This is a genomic window from Xenorhabdus mauleonii, from assembly GCF_900113945.1.
Taxonomy (GTDB): Bacteria; Pseudomonadota; Gammaproteobacteria; order Enterobacterales; family Enterobacteriaceae; genus Xenorhabdus; species Xenorhabdus mauleonii.
The window spans coordinates 131945-152145 of the sequence record NZ_FORG01000001.1; the positions used below are offsets into that span (position 1 = coordinate 131945).

At 43.3% G+C, this 20201-nt stretch carries 14 protein-coding genes; 5 read left to right on the forward strand and 9 right to left on the reverse strand.

Annotated elements, in window-relative coordinates:
* The first annotated feature begins 48 nt into the window (after nt 1-48).
* Together BM100_RS00605 and fabA are read left to right on the forward strand one after the other, a co-directional pair.
* Entirely contained in the window at nt 49-1779 is a 1731-nt protein-coding gene (locus BM100_RS00605) for an AAA family ATPase (RefSeq protein WP_092507105.1), read from the forward strand.
* 85 nt (nt 1780-1864) lie between these two features.
* Complete coding sequence (gene fabA / locus BM100_RS00610) at nt 1865-2383, forward strand: bifunctional 3-hydroxydecanoyl-ACP dehydratase/trans-2-decenoyl-ACP isomerase (protein ID WP_092507106.1); 519 nt, start codon at nt 1865-1867, stop codon at nt 2381-2383.
* Between the two features lie 178 nt (nt 2384-2561).
* Here the strand turns inward: fabA and rmf are convergent, their stop codons facing one another.
* The 6 genes from rmf to rlmKL form a co-directional block, all read right to left on the reverse strand.
* Nucleotides 2562-2720: a ribosome modulation factor gene (rmf, locus tag BM100_RS00615; RefSeq protein WP_092507107.1), complete on the reverse strand. Its 159-nt coding sequence runs from the start codon at nt 2718-2720 to the stop codon at nt 2562-2564.
* A 206-nt stretch (nt 2721-2926) separates the two neighbouring features.
* The gene (gene pqiC, locus BM100_RS00620; RefSeq protein ID WP_092507108.1) at nt 2927-3565 is read right to left on the reverse strand and encodes a membrane integrity-associated transporter subunit PqiC; all 639 of its coding nucleotides are present in this window, start codon (nt 3563-3565) and stop codon (nt 2927-2929) included.
* Nucleotides 3565-5214 (reverse strand): intermembrane transport protein PqiB, encoded by a 1650-nt coding sequence (gene pqiB, locus BM100_RS00625; protein WP_092507109.1) that lies wholly within the window; start codon nt 5212-5214, stop codon nt 3565-3567. The genes pqiC and pqiB overlap by 1 nt, the downstream gene beginning before the upstream one ends.
* Nucleotide 5215: 1 nt before the next feature.
* Complete coding sequence (gene pqiA, locus BM100_RS00630) at nt 5216-6499, reverse strand: membrane integrity-associated transporter subunit PqiA (RefSeq protein ID WP_092507110.1); 1284 nt, start codon at nt 6497-6499, stop codon at nt 5216-5218.
* A 49-nt stretch (nt 6500-6548) separates the two neighbouring features.
* A complete protein-coding gene (locus BM100_RS00635) occupies nt 6549-8459 on the reverse strand; it encodes an ABC transporter ATP-binding protein (protein WP_092507111.1) in 1911 nt (636 codons plus the stop codon).
* A 4-nt stretch (nt 8460-8463) separates the two neighbouring features.
* A complete protein-coding gene (rlmKL, locus tag BM100_RS00640) occupies nt 8464-10581 on the reverse strand; it encodes a bifunctional 23S rRNA (guanine(2069)-N(7))-methyltransferase RlmK/23S rRNA (guanine(2445)-N(2))-methyltransferase RlmL (protein ID WP_092507314.1) in 2118 nt (705 codons plus the stop codon).
* 122 nt (nt 10582-10703) lie between these two features.
* Between rlmKL and BM100_RS00645 the strand changes: the two genes are divergently transcribed.
* The gene (locus BM100_RS00645) at nt 10704-11816 is read left to right on the forward strand and encodes a YcbX family protein (RefSeq protein ID WP_092507112.1); all 1113 of its coding nucleotides are present in this window, start codon (nt 10704-10706) and stop codon (nt 11814-11816) included.
* Between the two features lie 242 nt (nt 11817-12058).
* Here BM100_RS00645 and BM100_RS00650 read toward each other — a convergent pair whose 3' ends face one another.
* From BM100_RS00650 to pepN, 3 genes are all read right to left on the reverse strand, one after another.
* A complete protein-coding gene (locus BM100_RS00650) occupies nt 12059-12610 on the reverse strand; it encodes a cell division protein ZapC (protein ID WP_092507113.1) in 552 nt (183 codons plus the stop codon).
* Between the two features lie 157 nt (nt 12611-12767).
* A complete protein-coding gene (pyrD, locus tag BM100_RS00655) occupies nt 12768-13778 on the reverse strand; it encodes a quinone-dependent dihydroorotate dehydrogenase (RefSeq protein WP_092507114.1) in 1011 nt (336 codons plus the stop codon).
* A gap of 327 nt (nt 13779-14105) precedes the next feature.
* Nucleotides 14106-16724 (reverse strand): aminopeptidase N, encoded by a 2619-nt coding sequence (pepN, locus tag BM100_RS00660; RefSeq protein WP_092507115.1) that lies wholly within the window; start codon nt 16722-16724, stop codon nt 14106-14108.
* 473 nt (nt 16725-17197) lie between these two features.
* On the opposite strand from pepN, the gene pncB reads away from it, so the two are divergent.
* Entirely contained in the window at nt 17198-18412 is a 1215-nt protein-coding gene (gene pncB, locus BM100_RS00665; RefSeq protein ID WP_092507116.1) for a nicotinate phosphoribosyltransferase, read from the forward strand.
* 206 nt (nt 18413-18618) lie between these two features.
* Nucleotides 18619-20019 carry an asparagine--tRNA ligase gene (gene asnS / locus BM100_RS00670; protein WP_092507117.1) on the forward strand — a complete coding sequence of 467 codons (1401 nt, stop codon included), beginning with the start codon at nt 18619-18621 and terminating at the stop codon, nt 20017-20019.
* Nucleotides 20020-20201 lie beyond the last annotated feature (182 nt).

The window sequence follows — 20201 nt, forward strand, 5'->3', positions numbered from 1 at the left end:
TAATCTTGTATAATAAATGTTTCCTTTTCACTATATGTAGCTATCACTTTGACGAATATAAAACTAGACTGGCAGGCACTACAGCCAAACAATGCGCCTTATGAAGCACTCTTTAATTCTGTTACTGAATTGCCCCCCATTACAATGGATGTGGTTCAACCCAGATTGCACAGTGGCTTGTCCCTATTTTGTCAGACCGATCTGAGTCAATCCTTTATGCTGCTGAAAGCTGAAGAGAGTGATGCTTATCTGTCTCTTTTATCTGATGCGGTCTCTTCTTTATTGCCCAAAAATTATCCCAATGTTGGCGGCTATTATCAGGTAGAACACCAAACCATTACTTGGCACCCCTCCAAGGAAGGCGCTTTTGCACCAACAGAACGCGTTGCTTATCGTGAGTGGATTGAACCAGAACAACTATTCGGCAACATCTATACACATCAAGACACAATCCAATTGCAGCCGGGGCTAATCCATCAAGTCAATGGCGGTGTTTTGATCCTGCCTTTACGTACTCTGCTTTCTCAACCATTGATGTGGGTTCGCCTCAAGCAGATGATTACCCAACACCGTTTTGACTGGCTATCCCATGATGAAACTCGTTCTCTGCCATTTCCGGTGCCTTCAATGGAATTGGATCTTCGCCTGCTGTTAGTCGGAGACAGGTTAAGCCTTGAAGAGCTGCAAGCCATCGAACCTGAGCTGGCGAATAATGCACTGTACGGTGAATATGAGCTGGATATGCCCTTCCTTGAAGAAGATGACTTGACCACATGGTGCAGTCTTATCAATGGAATTGGCCAGCAACAAAATCTGCCTCCATTAAGTGCCGATGCCTGGCCGGAACTCATCAGACAAGCCACTCGCTATACCGAAGATCAATTCCGTTTGCCTTTGGATATTCAATGGCTGCAACAAAAATTGAAAGCAAGTGCAAATCATCAGCAACAAAATCAGATAACTGCATACGCATTACAACAAGCGGAAATGAATCGTGTTTGGCGCCACAGCTATTTAGCTGAACGCAGTATGGACGAGATTTTGAAAGGCCAAATATTGGTGCGCACTGAGGGTTCAGTTATCGGGCAAATCAATGGGTTGTCTGTACTCGAATACCCTGGTCATCCGGAACCTATGGGAGAGCCATCCCGTATCAGTTGCGTCGCTCATCTGGGAGACGGGGAATTTATTGATGTGGAACGCAAAGTAGAACTGGGCGGCAATATTCATGCGAAAGGCATGATGATCATGCAGGCCTATTTAATTTCTGAATTAAAATTGGACCAACCGCAACCATTCTCTGCTTCCATTGTGTTCGAGCAATCTTATGGCGAAGTCGATGGTGATAGCGCGTCATTGGCTGAGTTATGTGCCCTTATCAGTGCCCTGGCACAACACCCTATTGATCAACAAATTGCCGTTACAGGAGCCGTGGATCAATTCGGCTATGTACAACCGATTGGCGGTGTTAATGAGAAGATTGAAGGCTTCTTCCGCATATGCCATTACCGAGAATTAACAGGCCGTCAGGGTGTCATTATTCCGGCTTCTAACATTCAGCATTTGTGTCTGCACCAAGATGTAGTTGATGCAGTGAAAAATGGCCAATTTCACATTTGGGCCGTTGAACATGTTTCTGAAGCGGCATCATTGCTGACAGGTATACCTTATTATGACCCAGAAAAAGAACACTTGTTAGCTATTATATATGAGCGAATTACACAGGCTAATAATCAAGAGCGACCTAGGCTTCCTTGGTTCCTTCGTTGGTTGCATTAGTTCACATTTCATCTGATCGGAGTTGTTCAGCGTACAAGCGTACGCTATTCTCTAGCCTTACATGATAATAAGGCTACCTGAGAATATGTTTAAACAACAAGCGTCCTACACGAAAGAAGAACTTCAAGCCTCTGGGCAAGGTAAATTGTTTGGTGAAAATGGACCACCGTTACCTTCCGGCAATATGTTGATGATGGATCGCATCACAAAAATGACAGAAGATGGCGGAAGCTATGATAAAGGGTATGTTGAAGCTGAATTCGATATCAACCCTGAGTTGTGGTTTTTCAATTGTCATTTTGTCAACGATCCAGTGATGCCGGGTTGCCTTGGTCTTGATGCAATGTGGCAACTTGTTGGCTTCTATCTTGGCTGGCTTGGCGGTGAAGGCAAAGGTCGGGCACTTGGGGTTGGTGAAGTGAAATTTACAGGTCAAATATTGCCGACTGCAAAAAAAGTGACCTACCGCATTAACTTCAAACGTGTCATTAACCGTAAGTTAATTATGGGGCTTGCTGATGGTGAAGTTTTAGTCGATGGAAAACTGATTTACACTGCAACTGATTTGAAAGTCGGCTTATTCAAAGATACCAGCACCTTTTGATTTTTTCATGCCGGTGGCTAACTTGGTGATGAACAGACTTGTTAACCTATATCCCTTATACTGAACACCTCCGCCATTGCGGAGGTGATTCTCCCGTTTAATGAATAAAAGGTTCAATGAACCAATCATCTAATAAGCAGTTGATTTAATAAGCAACTGACTTAATCAACAAATAGCATCAAGCACGTGCTGCCCTAGCCTGACGCCACCCTCCTAACCAATACGAACGAGCATCCAATGACTGATAAGGGCAATTTTCCCACGACCGTCCCAAAATGCCAGCCTGATAGCCTCTGGAAAGCGCTCTTGCTAAACGGTCTCTTTTTTGTCTTTTCATGCCTTACTTCCTCACTTGTTACCATGAAGATAAAAATGGTGATCGTTTCTTATTCGATTCGAACTAGTGATACCCTTATATGGTGTGAATATCAAGCAAAGATATTCATAAAATTGTCATAATATCTATTTACAATTCTTATGCCTCTGGCCTTTTCAAATTGTGGCCAGAAAAGCAATCACTTGACATGCATTGGCATGCCAACGTTAACGCCGAGAAGCAATTTGCCCGGCAATGGATTGAGCCAATTGATTGTAACCCCTTGCCAAAGTGTGCACTAATTCCGCATAACCGTCTTTTTTCTGTTTCAGTTCAATTTTGAATGGACGCTTCATGACATTTTCCGGGTTAGATAGTATCCAATAGCCTTCGATCAGTACGCGTCCATCATATCGTCCATGAAAAGCCGTTATTGTGATATCCAACGCATCAGCATCTTTTTCCAGTTCTTGCTCTGAAACTAAGCGATATGGAAATGCAGCACTCAATTCAGAGATTAACACCTGCTTCAATTGTTGCTGTAACGGGCTGGCCCATAAATGATTAGAGGCATTGGTATAACTCACATCCCCGGTTTGATACACAATACCGGGGGCAGCCAGATAGTCAGAAAGGTTAACACTTTTCACCCAGAGCTGGGGTTCATGTTTAGCGCCTAATTTTCCTTCCTGTAGCGCTAAATTTTCCGTTGCGGCCTGTTTTTCTGGTGACAGCTTCTCTAACGCCGGCAACTGGTAATATGTTTTTGTTGGCTGACTGTTGCTGCACCCTGAAATGAATACACTTCCGACAATAAAAATGCTGGCAGGAATAAAAAATGCCAATCTTGAAATCATTTTTTTCATTATTCAGACGCCTTTTTAGGTTCCGGATCCTTCGTTTCTTCAGCCCCAAATACCAATGCATTGCTCTTATGATTGAGGGTTTTCAAAACAGGTTGTAACTCACGCATGACTTGATCCAACCGTTGCATGTTGTCGATCAACTTATTATAAGCTGGCGAACCGGGCTGAATGCCCTGCATGCTGCGATTTAGCTCATTCAATGTGTTTTGTATATCCTTTGGCAGACCTTGTGTTTCTTTACTCGCCAGAATCCGATTTAGTTCATCCATTGTTTTCTGTGCGGTTTTAATTGTTTTCTGGCTTTCTTCAAGCGTTCGTGTTGCCTGAATAAATACCGGTTCAATCGGCATGCCATTGATTTTATCCAGCGCAGTGATCACTTTTTGTTGAATTTGCGCCAGGCCACCACTGACTGTAGGCAAAATTTCATAACCAGAAATGCTGTATGGCCCTTCCCATGCTTTTTCATTGGGATAAAAGTCCAGATCAATAAACAGCGCCCCTGTCAGCAAATTGCCTGATTTCAAAGTCGCTCTCAGGCCCCGATTAATAATTGCAGCCAATTCCTTGTCTGTATAGAACTCATTACCTAATTCTTTCTTAAAGCGCTCAGGTTCCACATGGATTAATACTGGGATGCGAAAATCGTTGTCAAGGCGCTGCTTGACACCTTCGGTATAGAAAGGCACTTTTGCCACAGTGCCCATCCGGATACCACGGAATTCAACGGGAGCGCCAGGTTGTAAGCCACGTACTGAATCGGAGAAAAATAATAAAAAGTCTTTGTGTTCTGTATACAGTGAGTTTTGGATGCTCTTCTCGCTGTCATAAAGTTTGAACACTTCTTTTTCTTTGATAGGGCTGCCTAAATCCCAGCCTTTCGGTACATCAAAACTAACACCGCCGCCAAACAGAGTTGATAACGAAGCCACTTCAACCCGCAGGCCCTGTGATGACATATCAAAAGCGATCCCGCTGTCTTTCCAGAATCTGACATTTGTTGTTAATAAGCCGTCATAAGGAGCATTGACAAAAATCTGATAGCTAATCAAGCGAGATTTCGGATCAAAGGTACTGGTTTCAACCGAACCAACACGATACCCACGAAACAGCACCGGATCACCGGGCGTTAACTGCCCTGCTTTTTCACTGGATAAGATAAGGCGAAGACCTTTTGCATCAGGAGAAGCAAGCGGCGGGGAATCGAGCAATGAAAAATGTCGCTCCCCTTCCCCTTGTGAGCCGGGTTGTAATTCGATGAATGCGCCTGACAATAGTGTCGTCAGGCCAGAAACGCCTTCACGCCCGACCTGGGGTTTTACAACCCAAAACGCGCTATCTGTGTGCAATAACCGTCCCATGCCATCTTTCAGGCGTGCTTTGATAATAACCTTCCCCAAGTTATCGCTTAGTGACACGGATTCAACAACCCCAACGTCAACGCTACGGCTTTTAATTTTAGTTTTTCCGGCTTCAATACCTTCAGCATTAGACGTTACCAATGTCACTTCAGGACCTTGATGACTAAAATGATAAAACAGTATCCAGGCTCCAATGAGTACCGTGATAATTGGTACGATCCATACAGGTGACCAACTTTTGAGTTTACTGATCCTAGCCTGAGTAAGATCTTCTTCTTTATCCGTCACCTTACGACTCCTCATTTTTATTTAATGCAAATTTACTGTTGGCTTTATCCCAGGTTAAGCGAGGATCAAAAGTCATTGACGCAAACATTGTTAAGATGACAACCAGAGCAAACAATATGGCTCCAGTAGCAGGGTAAATGCTCATGAGCTGTCCCATGCGAACCAATGCCGATAAAACGGCAATAACGAACACATCAATCATTGACCAACGGCCAACGAACTCCACTATCTCATAAATAAAGTGCATCTTTTCAGACTCACTGCTGCCCTGTTTTTTGGCATCCCAGCATAGCCAACTGATGGCCAGCATTTTCAGCAAAGGAACCATGATGCTAGCGATAAAAATGACCATTGCTACAGGGTAAGAGCCAGAGCTCCAAAGTAAAATGACGCCTTCCAAGATGGTAGAATTTATATGGCTTCCCAGTGCCTGAGTAACCATTATGGGTAAAATATTCGCCGGAATATAAAGTATGACTGATGTTATCAATAACGCCATTGTGAGCTGTAGGCTATGGCGGCGACGGGCATATCCTTTCGTGTGACAACGCGGGCATGAAGGTTGTTCGGCGGGTAAGATGGCGGTACAGCACTGGCACAATCTGACTCCCTGTATCAAACCGGGTTTTCCGGCCTGTAATTTTCCGGCGGGTAACAAATGACAAACTTCTGGTGCAGGTTCGATTTCATTCCAGAACCAATGCCGGTCAAGGCATTGAAAAGCCCTGACCTGAAATAAGCAAAATAAACAATAAGGCAAGAAACTTAAGCCCAAGCTGATTTCGCCATATGCCATGAGCTTGACAAAACTGACCAGCACCCCCGCAAGAAAGATCTCTGCCATGCACCAGGTTTTCATCTTGAACAAGATACGCGCCAACTCTATTTTCAGTCGACGCGCCATTTTGACATGCTGGCATAGGAGAATGATGGCAACCATGCAAAATGCAGGCACAAGCTGGACAAAGATCAGGAAAAACACTGCCATACTGGAGTAATCTTCACTAAACATCACTTTGGGGATTTGAGGTAACGTAATTTCGCTGACAATCCCCGCAACGCTCATGCTAATGAATGGAAACAGGCACGCAAGAAAGAGCATAACCAATGCACTTGCGGCATAACCCGTAGGCTGGTTACGCGGCTCTTGCCACTTTGCTGTCAGAACCGTGCTACAGCGGGGGCAAACAGCCTTCTTTCCCTGAGTCAAATCAGGAACAGCCACCAGCATGTCGCACTGGTGACACAGAACCAACTGCTCATGCTGATGGTTATTGGAACACAAAGTGTTTCTCCTTTAGCAAAACTCACAAGTATCTTTGATGAGGCAGCTATCATTCATTTTTCAGCATTTCCAATTCTTGCCAACGATCGAAAGCCTTTTCTAATTCTTGCTCTTTATTTGCCAGTTCATTCAGAACATTTTGTGTGATTTCGTGCGATTGGTTAAAGAATTCAGAATCGCTGACCTGAGTTTGCAATTTCTCTATCTCTTCTTCCAATTTTTCCAATAATGATGGTAGTTGCTCCAACTCACGCAGTAAATGGTAACTTATCTTATTGTTTGCCCGTTTAGCGCTCTCTTTCGGTTTCGCAGCCTTGGTTTCAACATTACTTTTCTTTTCTGAGGCGCGCTGCAAGGAAATACTCTGTTCCCGTTGCTGCTGGGCATCGTAATATCCCCCGACATAGTTGTTGATTTCACCATCACCGTTAAAAATCCAGCATTCGGTCACTGAATTATCAACAAATTGACGATCATGGCTCACCAAAATCACTGTTCCTGTATAACTATCGACCAGTTCTTCAAGCAATTCCAATGTTTCTACATCAAGATCATTGGTCGGTTCATCGAGAATGAGTAAATTGCTTGGTTTCAGGAATAAACGGGCCAGCAATAAACGGTTACGTTCTCCGCCAGACAGTGCCCGTACAGGAGTCATTGCTCGTTTGGGGTGGAAAAGGAAGTCTTGCAAGTATCCCAATACATGGCGGGAACGCCCATTGACCATGATTTCTTGCTTACCTTCAGCAAGGTTATCCATTACGGTTTTATTGGGATCCAGTGCAAGGCGGTGCTGGTCAAAGTATGCAACTTCAAGTTTTGTACCACAATGAATGCGTCCGCTATCTGCCGGCAATTCCCCCAACATTAGTTTCAATAATGTTGTTTTTCCGCAACCATTTGGCCCGACCAACGCAATTTTGTCACCGCGTTGGACTTGAGCCGAAAAGTTTTTAACTAATGTTTTATCACCAATTTGGTAATTGACATTTTCCATTTCAAACACAATTTTACCGGAGCGGGATGCTTCTTCGACTTGCATTTTCGCCGCGCCCATCACATTGCGGCGCTCAGAGCGTTCTACGCGCAGCGCCTTCAATGCCCTTACCCGCCCTTCGTTGCGGGTGCGTCGTGCTTTAATGCCTTGACGGATCCAAACCTCTTCCTGAGCCAGCTTTTTATCAAATTCGGCATTTTGCATGTCTTCAACCCGCAATGCCTCTTCTTTCCCTTCAAGGTATTTGTCGTAACTTCCCGGCCAGGATGCCAGTTTTCCACGATCCAGGTCGATGATGCGCGTCGCCATGTTACGAATGAAAGAACGGTCATGGGAAATAAACACAAGGCTTCCATTGAAGTCTTTCAGGAAATTTTCCAACCATTCGATGGTACTGATATCAAGGTGGTTGGTTGGTTCATCAAGGAACAGGACTTTAGGTGAACAAACCAGCGCACGACCCAATGCGGCCTTGCGTAGCCAACCACCAGAAAGTGAAGATAATTTTGCTTCTGCCGGCAGCGATAATTGCTTCAATACGTCATTGATCCGGCTATCTAATAACCAAAGGCCTTGGTTATCCAATACTTCCTGCAATTCAGCAAGACGGTTGAGATTCTTTTCACTCGGATCCGTTTCCACCAACCGTGAAGTATGGTGGAATGCTTTAATATATTCAGCCTGCTCTTGAACCCCTTCCGCAACAAAGTCGAATACAGTGCCTTCTACATCGCGCGGAGGATCTTGCTGTAAACGCGCAACAATCAGATCTTGCTCATAGATAACCGAGCCATCATCCAGTGGTTGCTCTTTCGCCAGTACACGCAACAGTGTGGATTTTCCCGCCCCATTGCGCCCAACCAGACAGACCCTTTCATTTTCTTCAATATGCAGTTCAGTATCGTCCAGCAACGGCGCATCACTGAAAGACAGATAGGCCCCAGATAGATTAATCAATGACATAATATTATTTTTCCTCGCCAGCGTGACGAAGTAACCAGCAGTTATGGATCTGACGGTTACGCATGAAATCCTGAGATAATGTTTTTTCTGTTATTTCTTCAGCAACCAAGCCTATGTTCTCTAATTCAGCAAGATCCATTTTGAACCCTCTCTTATTATTCGAGAACATCAGGATCCCGCCACGACGCAGCAAGCATTTTAGTTGCTTCATCAATTCAATATGATCACGCTGAACATCAAACGTATTTTCCATTCTCTTGGAGTTGGAGAATGTTGGGGGATCGATAAAGATCAGATCAAATTGCTCACGCGTTTCTGCTAGCCATCCCAAACAATCGGCCTGAATTAAACGGTGCTGACGCCCGGTTAAGCCGTTTGCCTGTAGGTTTTTCTCTGCCCACTCCAGATAAGTTCTGGACATGTCTACTGTAGTGGTAGAACGAGCGCCGCCCAATCCAGCATGAACGGTTGCTGAACCGGTATAGGCAAATAAATTGAGGAAGTCTTTGCCTCGACTCAGTTCACCCAGTTTTTTACGGGCAATGCGATGATCCAAAAATAATCCGGTATCCAGATAGTCAGTCAGGTTAACCCAGAATTTCGCGCCATATTCGTTGACCAAAAAGAATTCTTTCTTTTCGGCCATTTTTTCATATTGGCTTTTGCCCTTCTGGCGCTGGCGGGTTTTCAGAATCAGTTGGTTGGATGATAAACCCAATACATTCATTGTTGCGCTAATGACGTCAAATAAACGCTGACGGGCTTTATTGGCATCCACGGATTTAGGTGGAGCATATTCTTGAACAATTACCTTATCCGCGTAGCGATCAACAGCAACATTATATTCTGGCAAATCAGCATCATATAACCGATAGCAATCAATGCCCTGCTGTTTCGCCCACTTACTGAATTTTTTCTCATTTTTACGCAGACGGTTGGCATAATCATCAGCAATGCCGATATCCAGCAATTGTGGCTTATCTGACAATTGATAATTTTTCTGAACGCAATCTAATGGGCCGTTTTTGGCCTTGAATTCACGTTCTGCCCGCAATTGCAGACAACTCAATAATTCTGGTGAAGCACTGAACAGGGATAACCGCCAGCCAGGAAAACGGCTTTTAACCACACGACCGAATACGCTGTGCAACGCAATCAGTGCCGGTTCACTTTCAAGGCGTTCGCCATAAGGCGGGTTACTTAATATTGTTCCCACCACACCTTCCGGCAGTGGGTTTTCCAGCTTGCTGGCATCACCTTGCTGGAACTGGATCAATTGTGCGACACCTGCCCTGCGAGCATTCGAACGCGCCATGTCCATCACTCGGCGATCGATATCTGTACCGAAAAAGCGAGAAGTCGTTTCCTGTAATCCTTTACGAAAACGTACTTGTGCTTCTGTAGTCACTTCACGCCAGATATTTTCATCAAATTTCAACCATGACTTGAATCCCCAATGTGTACGGTGCAAACCGGGAGCGCAGTCTGCTGCCATCATGGCGGCTTCTATTAACAGGGTTCCCGAACCGCACATTGGATCAACCATTGGTGTTTCTGCACACCAACCAGAACGTAAAATAACCGCCGCCGCAAGGTTTTCTTTGAGTGGCGCCTGCCCTGCCAAATCACGGTAGCCTCGGATATGCAGGCTATCTCCACTCAAATCGAGTGAAACTGTAGCTTTCTCTTTATTCAGAAAAACATTAATGCGGACATCCGGCTGCTGCTTGGCGACATCAGGACGTTGCTTGATTTTGCGCATGAAGCTGTCAACTATGGCATCTTTGACTTTCAATGCGCCATATTGCGTATTTCTGATCTCTTCATTCGTGCCGCTGAAATGAACGGAAAACGTGCTGTCGATTGAAAAAATTTCACTCCAATCAATGGATTGAACGCCAAGATACAAATCCAAATCGCTATACACCTTGAATTCGTTAAGCGGCATCATGATTCGGGATGCCAGCCTGCTCCACAGCAAGCTTTTATACATAACCCGATCATCGCCTTGGAAATGAACTCCACCTTGAGCGATCTTGCAGGATTGCGCCCCCAACATTTCCAGTTCATTTTTTAACAGTTCTTCCAGTCCACGTGCTGTGCTGGCAAAGAGAGCATTCATATTATTAATCACCACAAAAATCCACCACCAAAAAAATTGCTGCACATTATAGCCAATACCAACGACATATCCTAAAGTTGCTGATACGATCTAAAAAAATAAAAATATTCTGGAGATAATGGATGATAACTCTGTCACGCCTCTACACTTACCCCGTCAAATCCATGCGTGGTCTTCAACTTTCACATTCCCTTGTCAATGAAAGCGGTCTCATGTTTGATCGCAATTTCATGATAACCACATTGGACGGTACGTTTATTACCGGTCGCCAATACCCGCAAATGTTGTTATTTACGCCAACCATGCTCAATAACGGCTTGTATTTGCGGGCGCCAAATGGAGAAAGTGCAACAATTCTTTACACTGATTTTCAAGAAGAACGGCTTCCTACCGAAGTTTGGGGCAATCATTTTACCGCCTTAGTCGCTCCCGATTGGGTAAATACATGGTTAAGCGGCTTCTTTGATTCACCAGTACAACTTCGTTGGCTCAGTGAAGAGCTAACCCGGAGAGTAAAAAAATTCCCTGAGATCTCGCTGTCCTTCGCAGATGGCTACCCTTATTTAATTATCAATGAAGCTTCTTTTCATGCCCTACAAAAACGCTGCCCCGCCAGTATTAAAATAGAACAGTTTCGAGCCAATATAATTGTCACTGGAGCAGAACCTTTTGCAGAAGATAGCTGGCAGGTTATCCAGATTGGCGATGTTATTTTTGATCTGCCAAAACCGTGCAGCCGTTGTATTTTGACAACCGTCAGCCCGGAAAAAGGGCGTAAAAATCCTAAAGGTGAACCGCTGGCTACCTTGCAATCGTTCAGAACAGCCAAAGAAAGCAAGGATGTTGATTTCGGGCAAAATGCCATTGCCCGCAACAGCGGTATTATTCGCGTTGGAGACAGAGTGACTGTTTTAGAAAAGAAAATACCGCGAGAATATGGTTGTGGAGAGAAAACAGAGAATTTAAATATAAAGAAAGTAGCTGAGAAATTTGTTTCTATTGAATTCAATGGACAGAGTTTTATTGGAAATAATCAACACATCATTTTAGAGCAGCTCGAAGGCCAAGGTATTAAAATTCCTTATTCATGCCGTGCCGGTATTTGTGGTTCTTGCAAGATATCGCTGATTGAAGGTGAAGTACTGCCTCTGAATTCAGCAGCGATAAAAGGTAACGGAAAAATTCTGGCGTGTAGTTGTATCCCTAAAAATAATTTGGTTATTGAATTAAAATAGGTCTTGGCTGTAACGCTCTCATAAGGATCAGGTAGTATAGATAAAAATATACCTGTCTGATTCTTGTATCCATATCTATTATTCATTCCCAGATATTTATTCGTTTCCAAACACTTATTCATTTTTAAACACTTTTCAGATAAAAAATGTTCAGAAGCAAAAGGTATTCGACTGAGCGCTGTCTGGTTAATTTAATGAAGAACATAAGCAGGCGTGGATTCAATAAATAGCATTAAACCGTATTAAATCGCCCTGTCATATAGCGGTGCTTGATTCGATTCTGTATAGGGCATAAAACGATCGTTCATTACCTTAATTGGATCACAAAAATTCATCACACGATCATTCAACTCTAACTTTTGTTGTGCCAACAGGCATAAACTTGCATTGTCACCAACCTCAGCCACCATAAACAGCGCCTCTGTGCCACTGTCTTGTAACCGAACCTGAACAATTCCACCATGTTCTGGTTTCTCCACTAAAGAAAAATTGGAAAAATACCAGCTTTTAGGCATTTGTGGTTTTATAAAACGGAATGCGACCACGCCATTTAAAGCTAATTCAGCTCTCAGCGCAGCGGCAATATTAATGCGACGGGCTTGCTCTTCGAAAGCATAATAAAGCGCGGCATCGTCGACAGAAAAAGACATTTCTGTCATTGTAATGGCATAATCGGTCAACATTTTGGCAGGAAAACGGGAACGAAAAACCATACCATTAGCGAGATCGAGCATGACTCGACTATGCTCGAGATCAAAATACCAGCGCCACTGATCATCAGGTCTAATTTTCATTGATTACCCTTTTATGCTCAAAATAGCTTCTTTGGTTGAAAATAAACTTCGCCACCGAAATAACAAATCAAAAAAATGATAAAAATTAATCTATCTAACAAAATATAGTCGAGTTGGGAGCAGAAATAAACCCCCAACCACAAATTGCAGCAAATAATCAGATGTGATTAATAATATCTTTGACCAATTTTGGCCCTTTATAGATAAAACCAGAATATATTTGAACCAATGAGGCACCTGCTTCCATCTTTTCTCTGGCAGCAACAAGTGAATCAATTCCACCCACACCAATAATTGGTATTTCACCTTTTAATTCTTGAGCAAGCAGACGGATAATTTCGGTACTACGCAATTGAACAGGGCGACCACTTAAGCCCCCAGCCTGCTGGCTGTGATTCAACCCCTCAATAATTTTTCTATCCAAAGTAGTATTCGTTGCGATAACTCCATCAATATGATGGCGAATTAAACTATCAGCAATTTTTATTAATTCTTCTTCAGAAAGATCAGGAGAAATTTTTACAGCAACAGGAACATACTTTTGGAACTTTTGTTGGAGTTCATTTTGTTTATTTTTAATCGCGGATAAAAGATCATCCAATGCATCACCATATTGTAATGTTCTCAAACCCGGAGTATTAGGAGAAGAAATATTGATAGTGATATAACCTGCATGAGGATAAACCTTATCCATGCAAATTAAATAATCGTCTTTTCCATTCTCAACCGGAGTATCTTTATTTTTACCAATATTGATACCTATAATCCCGTCGTATTTTGCCCGCTTAACATTTTCAACCAGATTATCGACACCCAGGTTATTAAAACCCATTCGATTGATAATACCTTCAGCTTCAACGACTCGAAATAATCTTGGTTTATCATTTCCTTCTTGTGGGCGAGGTGTCACTGTACCTATTTCAACAAAACCAAAGCCCATTGCGCCGAATGCATCAATGCATTCACCATTCTTATCAAGACCAGCAGCTAAACCTAACGGATTTTTGAAGGACAGCCCCATACATGTAACGGGCTTCGTGGCAACTGATTGGCGGATGAGAAATTCGAAAGGAGTACCGGTGATACGTTTGAGCTGATTGAAAGTAAGCTCATGGGCTTGTTCTGGATCAAGCTGGAACAATGCCTTCCGTACTAGAGAATAACACATTTAGATTAACCTATTGTTTTTATGTTTGTTTCTTCGTGAGTGTCGTCGGTTGTGCATTTTAAATTATACACAATCCCATACTATGTAATTTATGTTCGCTGCTTTGTTATATGGGAAAAGAGCGCTAATTTATCATCATATGAGTGAACAAAAAAGTATTCTCACGGCAGAGCAGAGGGAATGATATCAAGATAAATTCATCAGAGATGGCAACTGAATATCCCCCGACAATAGCCGGAGGATATATTATACCTACTATATTTTAAGTTACAGCCTTTCAAATTACAGCTTTGTTGGCTGTATGCTGAAATTCATCAAGGCAGTATCTTAACTTTCAAGCCCCTTGGTGATTTTTTCGAACAGATCACCGGACAAGTTTTCCAATCCTTTTAGCTGTTCCAACGCTGCTTTCATCAATCCTTGACGTTTTTCATCATAACGTTTCAGGCGAATCAATGGATCAATCAAGCTCGATGCCACTTGTGGGTTTCTGCTGTTCAAATCAGCCAGAACTTCCACCAAAAATTGATAACCGCTGCCATCTTCAGCATGGAAAGCAACTGGATTGCTGGTAAAGAACGTTCTTAACAGAGAATAAACTCGGTTTGGATTGTTCAGGCTGAAAGAGCGGTGTTTCATCAAGCTACGTACTTTATCCAGTGCATCAAAGGCCGGATTAGTCGCTTGCAGTCTGAACCATTTATCCATGACCAAGCCATCTTGGTGCCAGCGTTGATCAAATTCATCCATTAATTGATAACTGCAAGGCAATTCAGCGAACACAGATGCATTCAATGCAGCGATATTATCCGTCATGTTATCTGCCTGATAATATTGTGCTGCCACTAATTTATCCGCCAGCTCTTTATCATCAAGGAAAGCCAGATAGTAAAGGCAAGTATTGCGCAAATCACGTTTTGCAATGTCCTGATGATCCACACGATATGCGCCAGTGTGAAGGCTGTGATATACCGCAGAAAGCTCATCCGCCATTTCATTGGCCAGTTTCCGCGTCATATCTCTAATGACATCTTGGATAGCTTTAGGATCGACCACTGTGAACAGTTCTGCCATTTCATTTTCTGATGGCAACGTCAGAATCAATGCAGCCAATGCCGGATCAATGTTTTTATCCAGTAACACCGCACGGAAAGCATCAATGACATGCATTGGCAATTCCACTGGCTGAGATTTTTGGTTACGGGCAACATTTGACTTCACATAATTAGCCAACAATGACTGAGCCGCATCCCAACGTGAAAACTCATTGCGCGCGTGTTTCATCAAGAATGAAAGCTGCTCATCGCTGTATGGGTAATCCAGTTTTACCGGTGCAGAAAATTCACGCAGTAAAGAAGGAATCGGCTGTGATGGCACATCATCAAATACAAATGACTGCTCTGCATTGATGATATTCAAAACATGATGCACCGGCTGGCCATCACGATGCAGCGGTATGACATTGCCATGTTCATCATAAAGCTCGATATCCAGTGGAATGTGCAGTGGCTGCTTCTCTTTCTGATCTGCCGTTGGTGGTGTCATTTGGCTGACATGCAAAGTATATTGCTGTTTTTCTGCATCGTATTCGTCGCGGACAGTCAGTGCAGGTGTCCCCGATTGGCTGTACCAGCGGCGGAATAATGTCAAATCGACGTTTGATGCATCTTCCATTGCCTGAACAAAATCATCACAGGTTGCCGCACTGCCATCGTGGCGATGGACGTAAAGCTGAATACCCGCCTGAAATTGCTCTTCTCCCAATAATGTGTGGATCATTCGAATCACTTCCGAACCTTTTTCATAAACGGTCAACGTATAGAAGTTATTCATTTCCATCACATGGTCAGGACGGATTGGATGAGCCATTGGGCTGGCATCTTCAGCAAATTGTGCTGCACGCATGACACGTACGTTATTGATACGATTAACGGAACGTGAACCCAAATCAGAACTGAATTCCTGATCACGGAACACCGTCAACCCTTCTTTCAGGCTCAACTGGAACCAGTCACGGCATGTAATACGGTTTCCTGTCCAGTTATGGAAGTATTCATGGCCAATAACAGATTCAATGGCAAGATAATCTTTATCTGTCGCTGTTTCTGTTTTTGCCAAAACATATTTGGAGTTGAAAACATTCAGACCTTTATTCTCCATTGCTCCCATATTGAAGAAGTCAACGGCAACTATCATATAGATATCAAGGTCATATTCCAGACCGAAGCGGTTTTCATCCCATTTCATCGAATTTTTCAGGGATGTCATGGCCCAGCCAGCGCGATCCAAATTACCACGATCAACAAACAGCTCCAGTGCAACCTCACGGCCACTGCGCGTTACAAATTTGTCGTACAGAACATCAAAATCACCGGCAACCAATGCAAAGAGATAAGAAGGTTTTGGGAATGGATCCTGCCATTTCACCCAGTGACGGCCATCGCTCAATTCTCCCTGTTCAATGCGATTACCATTGGAGAGTAAGAATGGGTATTTGGATTTATCCGCAGTAATGCGAGTTGTGAAACATGCCAGAACATCCGGGCGATCCAAATAATAAGTAATGTGGCGGAATCCTTCAGCTTCACATTGAGTACATAAAGCATCGCCAGATACGTACAACCCTTCAAGTGCTGTATTTGCTGATGGGTTGATTTCATTCACAATTTTCAACGTGAATTGGGCTGGAAGTTGTTCAATCCATAACTTTCCATCTTGCTCACGATAATGTTCCCACGATTTATCATCTATATAGATACTTTTTAATGTGAGATTTTCTCCATCCAGAACCAGCGGAGTAATATCATTGGCCAAACGTTTTATCTGGCTGATGGCTGTTACTGTTGTTTTATCCGCTTTCAGATCGAAATCAAGATCGATATCCGTAATTGTATAATCTGGCGCTTTATAATCCAGACGGTGCTTAACGAGTCTCTGTTGTGTCATAGTGAACCTTTTCCATTACTTTTAACAGGTATGTTTTGATGGGTGCAATTAGTAACCATGGATACAGCTAGTAACCCTAAGTACCGTTAATAACATCTGTATAACCCATCTTTATAAGCGTAGTGACAAGTAGTGACAGCATGCCTAGCTTATTGCGTTTCCATAGAAACATTCAAACTTCTAACGCTGCCATAGAGCAATTATCCTTTCAATCAGTAAATTTATTTTTCTCATGTTAATAAGTTATTAAATAAAAGTATAAAGAATGTAGCCGGTATATTAGTGCTTTCGTGCTAATTGTCATCTCATATCTCGTTTAACATGATATTATCTACAAATGGATTAACCTTAATCTTTAAGAGCGGGAAAATATATGCTGGATATGGCTTCAATAACCCAATATTCACTGTATACTCTCCCAACTTTATCGATTTAGCAGATATGAATACGCTCCGTGAGGATGCCTACGCGCCATGACTTTAGACGCTACCCCGATTATCAAATCACTGCTTGATACTGATGCCTATAAGTTTCACATGCAGCAAGCGGTGTACCACCATTACAGAAACATTCCTGTCGTTGCGGAATTCCGTTGCCGTGGTGATGAATTGCTCGGAGAATACGCCGAGACATTGCGCCATCAAATTAACATGATGGCTGATCTTGCATTGACAGAACGTGAAGCAGACTATCTTTCAAGCCTTCCGTTTTTTAAAGAGGATTACCTGAACTGGTGTAAAACCTTCCGCTTTAACCCTGAACAAGTGGAAGTCTCTGTTACCGATGAAGGGCAATTAGCTATCCGCATTTCTGGTTTGTGGCATGAGGTCATCTTGTGGGAAGTCCCTTTACTTGCCTTGATAAGCGAACTGGTTCATCGTGATCACTCCCCAGAAATCACGCCAGAAGACGCCGTTATTCAGCTTAGAAAGCTCATTGAACTGTTCTACAAAGAAGCAGCAGAAGAAGATATTGATCTGTCTGGCTTTAAATTAATGGATTTTGGTACCCGCCGTCGTTTTTCACACGAGGTACAATACGCCATTATCAACGAACTGAAAAATAGTTTTCCTTATTTAATTGGAACCAGTAATTACCAACTGGCAGAGCAGCTTGACCTCCCTCCCCTCGGTACTCAAGCCCATGAGTGGTTTCAGGCACATCAGCAAATAAGCCCAGAGCTGGCTAATAGCCAGCGAGCAGCCTTGCAAACTTGGCTGGATGAATATCCAAATCAATTGGGTATCGCTTTGACAGATTGTATCTCCATGGATGCTTTCCTGCGAGATTTCGACAAACCATTTGCTACCGCTTACCAAGGCCTGCGCCATGACTCGGGCGATCCCATTGATTGGGGAGAAAAAGCGATAGCGCATTACCAATCGCTGGATATCGATCCAATGACAAAAACATTGGTCTTCTCTGACAGTTTGGATTTGCAAAAAGCATTAGCGCTATATCGCCATTTCCACAAAAGAATTAATGTCCTTTTCGGTATTGGTACACGGTTGACCTGCAATATTCCGGGAGTAAAACCGCTCAATATCGTTATCAAACTGGTTGAGTGCAATGGCAAACCCGTTGCAAAACTCTCCGACAGCCCCGGAAAAACCATCTGTCAAGATGTTGAATTCATCGATAGATTACGACGTGCATTTGACATTCCCTACATAGAAAAAGCGGTATAATTCTACTGATTAACCCTTGCGTAACCGGCCTTATGCTGGTTACGCAAGTAAAAAGCGATTTTTCTCCCTGTTTCCCCGTTAAGACCTGAAATTTCTTCTTGTTTCCTGAGAGATGACAAGTAAGATAGAGGATCTGCCCCTAATGGGAGCAGTTAAGGTAAATCTATCTAGAAATCTAATTCACTACTATAAAGAGAGAGAAATTTATGAGCGTAGCGCCTGTAGTCGATGTACTGCAAGGCCGTGTTTCGGTTGGCACTGAAGTCACCGTTCGCGGTTGGATACGTACAAGGAGAGATTCTAAAGCTGGTATCTCGTTCCTCGCCGTCCATGACGGTTCCTGCTTTAATCCATTACAGGCTGTCGTTAATAATAATTTACCTAATTATCAGGATGAAGTATTACATCTAACCACTGGCTGTTCCGTGGAAGTCACTGGTACTGTGGCTGAATCACAAGGCAAAGGCCAGTCATTCGAATTGCAAGCCACTAAAGTTGTAGTGGTTGGTATGGTTGATGATCCTGATACTTACCCAATGGCAGCTAAACGCCACAGTATCGAATACCTGCGTGAAGTTGCGCACCTTCGTCCGCGCACCAACTTGATCGGCGCAGTTGCACGTGTTCGCCATACATTGGCTCAAGCCCTGCATCGCTTCTTCCATGAAAAAGGTTTCTTCTGGGTTTCAACCCCACTTATCACGGCATCAGATACCGAAGGTGCAGGTGAGATGTTCCGCGTTTCTACGTTGGATCTGCAAAACCTGCCACGCACCGATAAAGGCGACGTTGATTTCAGCCAGGATTTCTTTGGTCGTGAAGCATATCTGACCGTATCTGGTCAGTTAAATGGGGAAGCCTACGCTTCTGCGTTGAGCAAAGTTTATACTTTCGGCCCAACTTTCCGCGCAGAAAACTCCAACACCAGCCGCCACTTGGCAGAGTTTTGGATGGTTGAACCAGAAGTCGCGTTTGCTGACCTTAATGATATCGCCAGTCTTTCCGAAGAAATGCTGAAATATGTTTTCAAAGCAGCATTGGAAGAGCGTGCAGATGATCTGGCATTCTTTGCAGAACGTGTTGATAGCGACGTTGTCACTCGTCTGGAAAAATTTGTCGACTCTGACTTCATTCAGTTGGATTACACTGATGCAATAGAAATTCTGGAAAATTGCGGTCAGAAATTTGAGAACCCGGTTTTCTGGGGTGTTGATTTGTCATCAGAGCATGAGCGTTATCTGGCAGAAAAACATTTCGAAGCGCCAGTTATCATGAAAAACTATCCAAAAGACATCAAAGCATTCTATATGCGTATAAATGAAGACGGTAAAACCGTTGCTGCGATGGATGTTTTGGCTCCGGGTATCGGCGAAATTATCGGTGGATCTCAGCGTGAAGAACGCCTGGATATGCTGGATAAGCGTCTGGAAGAGATGGGACTGAATAAAGAAGACTACTGGTGGTACCGTGACTTACGTCGCTATGGCACCGTTCCTCATTCCGGTTTTGGTTTGGGCTTCGAACGCCTAGTGGCATATGTTACGGGTGTGCCTAACGTTCGTGATGTTATTCCATTCCCTCGGACACCTAGAAACGCAAGTTTCTAATGAATCAGCTCAAAATACGAGCTGCTCTTTAGCCGATGAAAAGCCAGCGAAAGTTGGCTTTTTTTATTTTATGGCGAAAAACAGCCGAAAAAAGTTCCCTTCTATTTACATTTTGAAACATCTATTTTCACTTTGTTACGGATTATGCACTTTTGTAGCATTTCGAGGGTAGATAAAATTCA